Source organism: Arcicella aquatica (assembly GCF_034928825.1).
Lineage (GTDB): Bacteria > Bacteroidota > Bacteroidia > Cytophagales > Spirosomataceae > Arcicella > Arcicella aquatica.
The window spans coordinates 26,724-36,072 of record NZ_JAYFUL010000056.1 but is presented as its reverse complement, the minus strand read 5'-3'; the positions used below and the strand labels follow the sequence as shown (position 1 = coordinate 36,072).

Sequence of the window (9,349 nt, the reverse complement as noted above, 5' to 3'; positions counted from 1 at the left end):
AACAGACCCTTGGGATGTGTTACACTGTGGAGAGGATTCCAAAAATTTCAAACTATTAAAGAAATATATAACATCAATACTTATGGGTAATCAGTAGGACTTAAGTCACCCGCTAATAGGAAAGGTTAGGACTTAAAATACCGACAACCAATAGCTTAATGCTTACAGCCTTTAAACATAATCACTAACTCACAACTCACTCAATCACAACTCACTAACTCACTCAATCACTCACTCACAACTAATGCCTCCACTAATCGTCATACTCGGTCCAACTGCTAGTGGAAAAACGCATTTGGCTGTACAGCTCGCTCATATCATTGATGGTGAAATTATCAGTGCGGATTCTCGACAGGTATATCGAGGAATGGACATTGGTACGGGTAAAGATTTGGACGAATTTGAAATTCAAGGGAAAAAAATTCCACATCACCTTATCGATATTATCGATGCGGGCGAAAGCTATCATATTTATCAATTTCAACAAGATTTTCAGCAAGCCTACAACGATATTTTGCAGCGAGGCAAAACACCGATTCTGTGCGGAGGGTCGGGGATGTATTTAGAGGCCGTACTGAAAGGCTATGAATTTACGGCGATTCCGATAGACTTGCCCGCTAGAGAAAAATTACTGGAAAAGTCTATAGAAGAGCTACTTAGCATTTTTGAAGCGCATAAAAGTATCTATTCAGAGAAGTCGGATACTTCAACAAAAAAGAGATTAATCAGGGCTATCGAGATTAATCTATTCCTGAAAAACAACCCTGATTTTAAAATTACGCCCCAAAATGTTCCAAAAGCCATTATTTTTGGCATCAACCCAAGCGTAGAACTCCGACGCGAACGCATCACCAAACGCCTAACAAACCGTTTAGCCAACGGCATGATAGCAGAAGTACAAACACTATTAGCCAAGGGAATTCCAGCCGAAAAACTGATTTTTTATGGACTAGAATATAAGTTTATCACCCAATATCTCAATGGAGAAACAGACTACCAAACCATGTTTGAGAAGCTAAAGGTAGCCATCCATCAGTTCGCCAAACGACAGATGACCTACTTTAGAAAGATGGAAAACAACGGTCTAATAATCAACTGGTTAAGTCCAGAACTACCGTTTAATAAAAATATAGACACTATTCTAAGGGAAATTGCTGACTTTCAATAGTTTTCATCTATTTTTACTCGAAATCTAAATCTAAGGCATAGTTTTTTTACGTACTTAATGTAAGAAAATAAACCTGAACTTAACATCAAATATCTACCGTTATGGCACTAGCAATTCTATCATTCATGTTATTAGGTATGGGAGTATACCTATCTTTCAAAGTAAGTACGCATAGAGATGACAAATATCCTATGAAAAACTAATCATCAGTTTCAAGTAGCTCAAGAATATTCATTAGTTCGTCGAAATCTCCAAAACCTGGTCTGATTTCGTCATTACCTTTTAGGGCAAATCCTTTCAGTTGGGTTTGTTCTAAAAGGTCATTTATGTTTGATTCCTTTACGCCAAAACCTAACAGTATTGGGTATTGAAACGACCATGCGTCAATCTGACTCAGGGTGGCATCATCTATTACGCCAAACTCATCCGAACTTTCTAATAAAAAGTATTCAACCATTCCTTTGGTTGTCTGAAACAATGCAGGAAGGTTTGCTGTAGCAAAATCCACTTTCAGGATGATAGGCAAGTTTATTCTTTGAATCTCTGCTAAGTTTTCCCAAGCACTTACTTGTAGATAATCAGGCTGAAAGGTTTCTGCCAATTCAGCGATTTTAGCTACGTCGTTAGTGTCAGTTTCGCCCACTACTTGTACGCCAGCCAACCAGCCACGCATTTCTTTATATTTGTCAAAGTCAAGTTTATCCATCGAAAAACCCAACAGGTCTACTCCCATTCCTGCACAATAGCGTGCGTCAGAGAGGTTATTTAACATTGATACTTTTACGGTTGTTTTAAGCATAATTTTTATATGGCTTTTATTATTGCTGTCGGCTTTTGGTCGTCGGCTTTCAGCAATCTGCTTTGGGCATTTGGATTTGAATAAACCGTGGTCTGTGGCACACAGAACACAAAAAATATTCATATCAATGATTTTTATCATTCAAAATTGGCAAGTATGGTGTTCTGTGTGCCACAGAACACGGTTTATGTTCCTTATTACAGCTTTTCCCTTACCGCTTTTCTAGTGTTACTCCCTAGCGAGGGACTTAAGTCCCTCGCTAGGGATAAGGGGTTTATTCTTTTTGTCTTTGTAGCTATTACGGGGTCGCCTAGACCATTAAGGGCGAAAAAAATCATTTTCTATTAGCGGGTGACTTAAGTCACCCGCTAATAGAAAGGACTAGACCTTAATAATACTGCTTCAATAAGAAGAATATCTAAAATAAAAAACAAACCCGTTTTGAGTTTGTCCTAAAAAAATACTTTTTTCTGCATACAATACCTTTTCAGCATATCTGATGGGACAAAATTACATGTTAGTGTACGGATAAACAATATTTTTCTGCCTTTGTTGGTATTTTTACGGGGTCACATTGACCAGCAAAGCGAGCAAAATTCCGCTAATTTTTCCTTGTTTTTGTCATAGAAATCAACGGCGAATAAATGTAGGGCTGAATTGCATTCAGCCTATTGCACAATGGGGTAATCTAAACCGTGGTCTGTCGCACACAGACTACAAAAAAAATATTCATATCAATGATTTTTATCATTCAAAATTGGCAAGTATGGTGTTCTGTGTACCACAGAACACGGTTTAGCTTTCGGATACCTGATATGAGTACTAAGCTTTTTATCCAACGATTTCTAACCAATTTACATAGCTCTCGAATCCCATATCTTCTTTTAATGATAAGATTCCTACATAATTATCATACCCTTCAAACTCAATTTTTCTGAAATGTGCTTGATATTCGTCAGTAGCAAATGATGCGTACCACCATTGAAATAACCTATGTCTTGCTTCTGCTTTATCATCAAGTCCATCGCATATATATACAATGGCGTGACCATTTTCTTTCATAAAATAGTCTATCATCTTATGAATCGTATCCTTAATTCTAAAGTCTTTTGTCTTTTGTAAGTCTTGTTGATTAATAAGTGTAAAATCATAGACATTAAACCGTTGATGGCAGTCTTCAGTGAAATAATAATCCGCTTTTTTGAATGAAGCAATATACTCTATTTCATGGGCTGTTTTAAAATAAAAAACAAACCCATTCTGAGTTTGTTCTAAAATATTTATCTGATATGGATTATATCGTTTTGATGACATTCCCTTTTAAATAATCTAGCTCTCCTGCTCTTACTTTTCTTATAAGCTCTTTTTTTTCTTCTAATGCCTTTTTAAAATCTTCAGGCATTGGCTTTCTAATTTTTGTTGTATTTTCCATAATAGTATATGTTTCGTACACAATATTTTATGTACAAAATTAACAATTTGTTGTTAATTCTAACAATTTGTATCAGTTTTTATTATAGAAGCTGTTTAAACTTTCTAACCCGTGGTCTGTCGCACACAGACTACAAAAAAATATTCATAACTATAATTTTATCATTCAAAATTGGCAAGTATGGTGTTCTGTGTGCCACAGAACACGGGTTACAGCGACTACACACCACAATTCACAATTCACTAACTCACTCAATCACTAACTCACAATTCCTATCCCGAACCAAAAAATCAGAAATGATGTTGAATATTATTGTAAATTTGTGACATAGTAATTAGTGATTGGTTAATAGTGATTAGAATTTTTCAGCCTTTGTTGGTGTTTTTACTGGGTCGCCTAGACCAACAAGGATGAAGAACCTATTTTAGGCAAGCACAAAGCACAACTAATCACTAATTACCAATCACTAATTACTAATTAAATTACCAATCACTTAAAAAATAAACCCTTAAAACGTCAGGCCTTGAACCTGAGCAGTGCAATGAGCAAACACGGAAGAATATTAGTCGCCATGAGTGGCGGTATCGACAGTTCGGTAGCAGCAGTTATGCTACATGAAGAAGGCTACGAAGTAGTTGGAATGACGATGAAAACTTGGGACTATGCCTCGTCGGGTGGCACCAAAAAAGAAACAGGCTGCTGTTCTCTTGACTCTATCAACGATGCCCGCAACGTGGCGGTATCACTCGGTTTTCCACATTATATTTTAGATATCCGTAATGAATTTGGCGATGCCGTCATTGATTACTTTACGGGCGAATACATCGAAGGGCGTACACCCAACCCATGCGTAATGTGTAATACCCACATCAAATGGGATGCACTTTTGCGTAGAGCCGATAAATTAGATTGCGAATTTATCGCTACTGGTCACTATGCTAATATCCGTGAAGAAAACGGCAGACATATCATTTCAAAAGGGGCTGATACTTGGAAAGACCAAAGCTATGTACTTTGGGGCGTTTCGCAAGAAAGTCTGGCACGTACAAAATTGCCTTTAGGACACCTCACCAAAGCACGCATCAGAGAAATGGCTACTGAAAGAGGGTTCATGGATTTGGTGAATAAATCTGAAAGCTACGAAATCTGTTTTGTACCTGACAACGACTACCGTGGTTTTATCAAAAGAAGAGTAGAAGGCTTAGAAGAAAGGGTAAAAGGCGGTAATTTTTTGGATACCGACGGCAAAATATTGGGCAAACACGAAGGCTACCCGTTTTATACCATCGGTCAACGCAAAGGCTTGGGCATCGCCTTGGGCTATCCAGCTTTTGTGACCGAAATCAGAAAAGAAACCAACGAAGTAGTGTTGGGGCGTGATAAAGACTTGGAAAGAGACGGCATGGTAGTAGGGCAATTGAACTTATCAAAATATGCCTCTATCGATAATCCGATAGAAACCATCACCAAAGTACGCTACAAAGATGCTGGTACGCCCGCTACTATTTGGCAAGAAGGCAACAAAATAAAGGCTCATTTTCATGACGCTGTTTCGGGAATTGCTCCTGGGCAAGCAGCGGTTTTTTATGAAGGAGACGACGTAGTAGGTGGCGGTTGGATTATGAAATCGTTCAAACAAGATGCTACTTCAGGTATTTTTATGGCTGAAGTAAACTAATAAAACATGCAGGAGACCACTCAATTTATTGAAAAAAGCACCAGTGCAATCGCTGATAGTTATCGGCTAAAAATCCTGTTGGAGTTATCCCAAAAAGGAGAAATGTGTTGTCGTGATGTTCAAGAATTGATTGGTCTCTCTCAATCTACCTGTTCACACCATATCGCCCTATTGATTGAAAGCGAATTGGTGGAATCTAAAAAAGAGGGAAAATTCCATAAAATTTCCTTGAACCGCGAGAATTTCAAAAAACTTTCAGCCTTTTTTCAGGAACTTTCTTAGGTGTTTTTGACTTGTTAACGTATCGAAAAGTTTCGATGTATTAGCAATCTAAAAAAAACAACGATGAGTTATCAATTATTCTCTTCTGCCAAACTTGGCAACATTGAATTAGCCAATCATATCGTAATGGCACCCATGACTCGCTCTAGAGCTATCGGCAACATTCCTACCGCATCAGTAGTTACTTATTATGCACAACGTGCGTCAGCAGGATTAATCATTACAGAAGGTACTTCGCCATCGCCCAATGGCTTGGGGTATGCCCGTATTCCAGGGATTTTTTCGGCCGAGCAAATCGCAGGTTGGAAAGCAGTAACCAGTGCGGTGCATGAAAAAGGTGGAAAAATATTTATTCAATTGATGCACTGTGGTCGTATAGCACACCCTGCGAATATGCCTGAGGGAGCAACCATCGTAGCGCCATCGGCTGTAGCGGCGGCTGGGCAAATGTGGACAGACACAGAGGGGATGCAAGCACAACCTACGCCTTTGGCTCTGACGATTGATGGTATCAAATTGACCATTTTGGAATATGTTCAAGCAGCTAAAAACGCTATTGAAGCAGGTTTTGATGGCGTAGAAATTCACGGAGCAAACGGTTATTTGATTGACCAGTTTATCAATACAAAATCTAATCTTCGTACAGATGAGTATGGTGGTGATATTGCAGGTCGCGCTAAGTTTTTATTAGAAATAGCGGCTCAAACGGTGGAGGCTATCGGTAAAGAAAAAGTAGGTGTGCGTCTTTCACCTTATGGAGCTTTTAATGATGTTGGCTTTTTTGATACCATTGATACTGATTATCAATACATTGCAGAAAAACTAAATGAAATAGGCGTAGTATATACTCACTTGGTTGACCATTCGTCAATGGGAGCGCCAGCAGTTTCTAAAACGGTGGTCGATAATATTCGTGCGGCATTCAAAGGCACGCTTATTTTGTCTGGCGGATATGATGTTGCTCGTGCGGAAGCTGATTTGGAGTCGGGCATAGCAGATTTAATTGCGATAGGTCGTCCATTTATTGCTAATCCTGATTTGGTAGAACGTTTAAAACAAGGTGCTGAACTAGCAACGGCTAATCCTGATTTGTTCTATTCGGCTGGGGATGAAGGGTTTATTGATTATCCAGCACTTTAAGAGTGATGAGTTTTGAGTGCGGAGTTAGTACTTTTTTTCAATAGTTTATCTTTAGCGAGGGACTTAAATCCTACTGATTACCCATAAGTTTGTAAATTATTAATAATCAGGTAATTATCTCTAGCGAGGGACTTAAGTCCCTCGCTAGAGATGAGGGCTTCAACGCTTGGTTTTAAAGACTATTTATGTACATTTAAGCTAATTTAATCAATAATAACATTTCCATTTCAACTTTTTAAAAGATGTGGGTAATCAGTAGGTCTCGCTGTTCGATTTGTTCCGAAGGGCAAATCGAACGATGGATAAAAACGTTCTCTGAACGTAAAATGCTAGTTGTTATAACTATTACTTTGAGAAGTAATGTTGTTCTACGCTTGACAATCACAGATTGTCACTTATCTGAGCCACGAAGTCAGAGACTTCGAGGAGAGAGGAGAGTGAGTGGAGTTTTGAATGTTGAGTTTTGAGTGAGGAATGACAAGAAATCACTCCGCACTCCGCACTCAAAACTCAACACTCCCTAAGCTCTCCACTTATAAGCCTTGTCATCCACGGCTCTCATGGTACATAAAACGCCATTCAGATGGTCGTATTCATGTTGTAAAAGTTCAGAGAGGGCATCTTCCATGTGCCAAGTCTGTAACTGCCAATTTTCGTTTAAATAATTTATCGTTAGCGACCTATGTCTTTTTACCTTTATCAACAGGTTGGGGAAACTCATGCAATCATCCCAAAGTTCAAACATCTCTTCACTGACATTCTCAAAAACAGGGTTGATAAACACCATGGGTTTATCGATGTTCATATAAATCAGGCGTTTCATAATCCCCAATTGTGGCGCAGCAATAGCCCGACCAAAATGGTATTTTGTCCTGATTTCCTCCATCACATTATGCAAATCGGCTACCCATTCTTTCACAAGTGGTAGCTCGTCATGGGTGATAGGTTTCGATATTTCATACAAACGTGGGTCACCAAGTAACAATAAATCATTCAGATGTTTCATATCTTTGAGGTTGATTGACGAACAGATGTTTACAAGCTATGCAATTATTAGAGACGATACAAATCAAAGACGGGAAATTTAAGCATATAGCCTATCATAATCAGCGATTTAATGCTTCTCGCAAGGCATTATTCCAAATAGATACCGCAGTAAAGCTAGAAGACATCATCCAGATTCCAGCAGATTATCTCACTGGCACCGTGCGTTGTAGGGTATTGTATGAAGAAAATATTCAGGAAATCACTTTTGCTCCTTATATTTTTAAAGATATTAGGCATTTACAGGTGGTAGATGTCCCAACGATAGACTATTCCCATAAATACGCCAATCGACAGGTTTTTACCGATTTGCTACAACAATATCCAGATGCGGACGAAGTAATCATTGTACAAAATGGACTGATAACTGACTGTACGATAGCCTGTTTAGCTTTTTATGACGGTACGGAATGGTTCGTCCCTGCCACTCCCCTATTAAAAGGCACTCGCCGACAGCAATTATTGGATAAAGGCTTGGTAAAAAAAAGAATCATCAAAACTACCGACCTAAGTACTTTTCAGAAAGTATGTTTAATAAATACTTTTAGGGATTTAGATTTAAGCGTAGCAGTAAATTTATCGTATCAGTAGCACGAGTTTCCAACTCGTGAGTAAATAATATACGAGTTGAAAACTCGTACTACAGAAGTCTCTGACTTCGTGGTACAGATAAATGAAAATCACTAATTGTTGTAAACATATATACACGATTCTATGAATATCAGGAAAGCCTTACCTAAAGAAGAAAAGCTTTTAGCACATTTGATTTCAAAAGCCTCTGTAACTATTTCTGATGATTGGGAAGAAAAGTTGTTAGTATCACCCATGAATGATGGAGGAATGGGAAGCCTTACCTTATACCCCGAAGGAATAATACCCGAAGAACGTCAGTTTGGAGGAAAAATTAGTGAATATTTATTCTTCGACGATGATGGTACGACTGTGATAGCTTCTTTGAATGTAGATAAAAAAGGAAAATTATTCGAACTTGATATTTGGAAAACGGACTATTCTTCATTGATTAGTTTGCCTTCTAGTTACAAGTGACGCTTCGATTAACACTTGAACCAGCAGGTGTTATTTGACTTTTAAAAATTTCTCATTAGCAATTTCCTTAATTTCTTCTTTTATGACATCTCTATAAATAAAGAAACATATAAGATTATCATAATTTTTATTGTAAGGAATGTTTAGTAGAAAAGAATTTATTGCTGTGTTGGGAATTGAAGTTTTAATAGCCTCACATTCATAGTATTCAAATTTATATAAAAATTCATCCTTTCTATTCACAATCTGAAAGAAGGAATTTAATCCTTTTTTAGCTCTTATAAAATTGGATTCTTTTTTTAAATTACCACAGAATTTACTAATGAATTCATCCGTATTTGCATTAGGGAAAAAATACAATCCTTCTTTATAATTTATTACATTTAAGGAATCAATGGTTTTGTCATTAATTAAACTATTCTGTATTGGAATAAAATAAGATTTATAGTAGAAATCAATCATATGAATTGATGTATTTTTTGACGCTATTATTTCACTTTCTTTGTATTGATTGATAATGTAGCCTTTAAGACTCACATCCTCACAGGTAGAAAGTTTTTTTTGTGCATTTCCAGCAAAAAAAAAGAGAATATTCAATACGAAAATTAATTTTATAGATTTCATTTATTTCTTTATTGTATATAACCGACGCTTGGCGTAGTGTTTCACTCGTAGTGAGTACTGCAATGTTACAATGCAAAAATACAACGCATTTTATATTTTTGACAAATGATGTATTCAGTGTACTACTAGCCACTG

The 9,349-nt window shown here is 37.4% G+C and carries 11 protein-coding genes; 6 read left to right on the top strand and 5 right to left on the bottom strand.

Going from position 1 to position 9,349, the window contains the following annotated elements; all coding sequences use genetic code 11:
• Positions 1–244: 244 nt before the first annotated feature.
• Positions 245–1,168: a tRNA (adenosine(37)-N6)-dimethylallyltransferase MiaA gene (gene miaA / locus VB264_RS22100; protein WP_323253090.1), complete on the top strand. Its 924-nt coding sequence runs from the start codon at positions 245–247 to the stop codon at positions 1,166–1,168.
• A 199-nt stretch (positions 1,169–1,367) separates the two neighbouring features.
• On the opposite strand, the gene VB264_RS22095 is transcribed toward miaA, so the two are convergent.
• From VB264_RS22095 to VB264_RS22085, 3 genes are all read right to left on the bottom strand, one after another.
• Positions 1,368–2,090: a beta/alpha barrel domain-containing protein gene (locus VB264_RS22095; RefSeq protein WP_323253088.1), complete on the bottom strand. Its 723-nt coding sequence runs from the start codon at positions 2,088–2,090 to the stop codon at positions 1,368–1,370.
• Between the two features lie 708 nt (positions 2,091–2,798).
• On the bottom strand, positions 2,799–3,281 hold the full coding sequence (locus VB264_RS22090) for a DUF6169 family protein (RefSeq protein ID WP_323253086.1): 483 nt from the start codon (positions 3,279–3,281) through the stop codon (positions 2,799–2,801).
• The gene (locus VB264_RS22085) at positions 3,262–3,399 is read right to left on the bottom strand and encodes a hypothetical protein (protein WP_323253084.1); all 138 of its coding nucleotides are present in this window, start codon (positions 3,397–3,399) and stop codon (positions 3,262–3,264) included. Before VB264_RS22085 ends, VB264_RS22090 begins: the two co-directional genes overlap by 20 nt.
• Positions 3,400–3,940: 541 nt before the next feature.
• Between VB264_RS22085 and mnmA the strand changes: the two genes are divergently transcribed.
• The 3 genes from mnmA to VB264_RS22070 all read left to right on the top strand — a co-directional run bounded on the left by mnmA (position 3,941) and on the right by VB264_RS22070 (position 6,499).
• Entirely contained in the window at positions 3,941–5,077 is a 1,137-nt protein-coding gene (gene mnmA / locus VB264_RS22080; protein ID WP_309923976.1) for a tRNA 2-thiouridine(34) synthase MnmA, read from the top strand.
• A gap of 6 nt (positions 5,078–5,083) precedes the next feature.
• The gene (locus VB264_RS22075) at positions 5,084–5,359 is read left to right on the top strand and encodes an ArsR/SmtB family transcription factor (protein ID WP_309923973.1); all 276 of its coding nucleotides are present in this window, start codon (positions 5,084–5,086) and stop codon (positions 5,357–5,359) included.
• Positions 5,360–5,422: 63 nt separating this feature from the next.
• On the top strand, positions 5,423–6,499 hold the full coding sequence (locus VB264_RS22070; RefSeq protein ID WP_323253082.1) for an alkene reductase: 1,077 nt from the start codon (positions 5,423–5,425) through the stop codon (positions 6,497–6,499).
• Between the two features lie 520 nt (positions 6,500–7,019).
• Here the strand turns inward: VB264_RS22070 and VB264_RS22065 are convergent.
• Positions 7,020–7,505 carry a peptide deformylase gene (locus tag VB264_RS22065; protein ID WP_323253081.1) on the bottom strand — a complete coding sequence of 162 codons (486 nt, stop codon included), beginning with the start codon at positions 7,503–7,505 and terminating at the stop codon, positions 7,020–7,022.
• 38 nt (positions 7,506–7,543) lie between these two features.
• On the opposite strand from VB264_RS22065, the gene VB264_RS22060 reads away from it, so the two are divergent.
• Positions 7,544–8,134 (top strand): aminotransferase class IV, encoded by a 591-nt coding sequence (locus tag VB264_RS22060; protein WP_323253079.1) that lies wholly within the window; start codon positions 7,544–7,546, stop codon positions 8,132–8,134.
• A 123-nt stretch (positions 8,135–8,257) separates the two neighbouring features.
• Complete coding sequence (locus VB264_RS22055) at positions 8,258–8,590, top strand: DUF6984 family protein (protein ID WP_323253077.1); 333 nt, start codon at positions 8,258–8,260, stop codon at positions 8,588–8,590.
• A 30-nt stretch (positions 8,591–8,620) separates the two neighbouring features.
• Here VB264_RS22055 and VB264_RS22050 read toward each other — a convergent pair whose 3' ends face one another.
• Positions 8,621–9,214 (bottom strand): hypothetical protein, encoded by a 594-nt coding sequence (locus tag VB264_RS22050; protein WP_323253075.1) that lies wholly within the window; start codon positions 9,212–9,214, stop codon positions 8,621–8,623.
• Between the last annotated feature and the right edge of the window lie 135 nt (positions 9,215–9,349).

Coding starts and splice junctions, on each gene's coding strand:
- miaA (WP_323253090.1), top strand. CDS start 245: ATGCCTCCACTAATCGTCATACTCGGTCCAACTGCTAGTGGAAAAACG.
- VB264_RS22095 (WP_323253088.1), bottom strand. CDS start 2,090: ATGAATATTTTTTGTGTTCTGTGTGCCACAGACCACGGTTTATTCAAA.
- VB264_RS22090 (WP_323253086.1), bottom strand. CDS start 3,281: ATGTCATCAAAACGATATAATCCATATCAGATAAATATTTTAGAACAA.
- VB264_RS22085 (WP_323253084.1), bottom strand. CDS start 3,399: ATGGAAAATACAACAAAAATTAGAAAGCCAATGCCTGAAGATTTTAAA.
- mnmA (WP_309923976.1), top strand. CDS start 3,941: ATGAGCAAACACGGAAGAATATTAGTCGCCATGAGTGGCGGTATCGAC.
- VB264_RS22075 (WP_309923973.1), top strand. CDS start 5,084: ATGCAGGAGACCACTCAATTTATTGAAAAAAGCACCAGTGCAATCGCT.
- VB264_RS22070 (WP_323253082.1), top strand. CDS start 5,423: ATGAGTTATCAATTATTCTCTTCTGCCAAACTTGGCAACATTGAATTA.
- VB264_RS22065 (WP_323253081.1), bottom strand. CDS start 7,505: ATGAAACATCTGAATGATTTATTGTTACTTGGTGACCCACGTTTGTAT.
- VB264_RS22060 (WP_323253079.1), top strand. CDS start 7,544: ATGCAATTATTAGAGACGATACAAATCAAAGACGGGAAATTTAAGCAT.
- VB264_RS22055 (WP_323253077.1), top strand. CDS start 8,258: ATGAATATCAGGAAAGCCTTACCTAAAGAAGAAAAGCTTTTAGCACAT.
- VB264_RS22050 (WP_323253075.1), bottom strand. CDS start 9,214: ATGAAATCTATAAAATTAATTTTCGTATTGAATATTCTCTTTTTTTTT.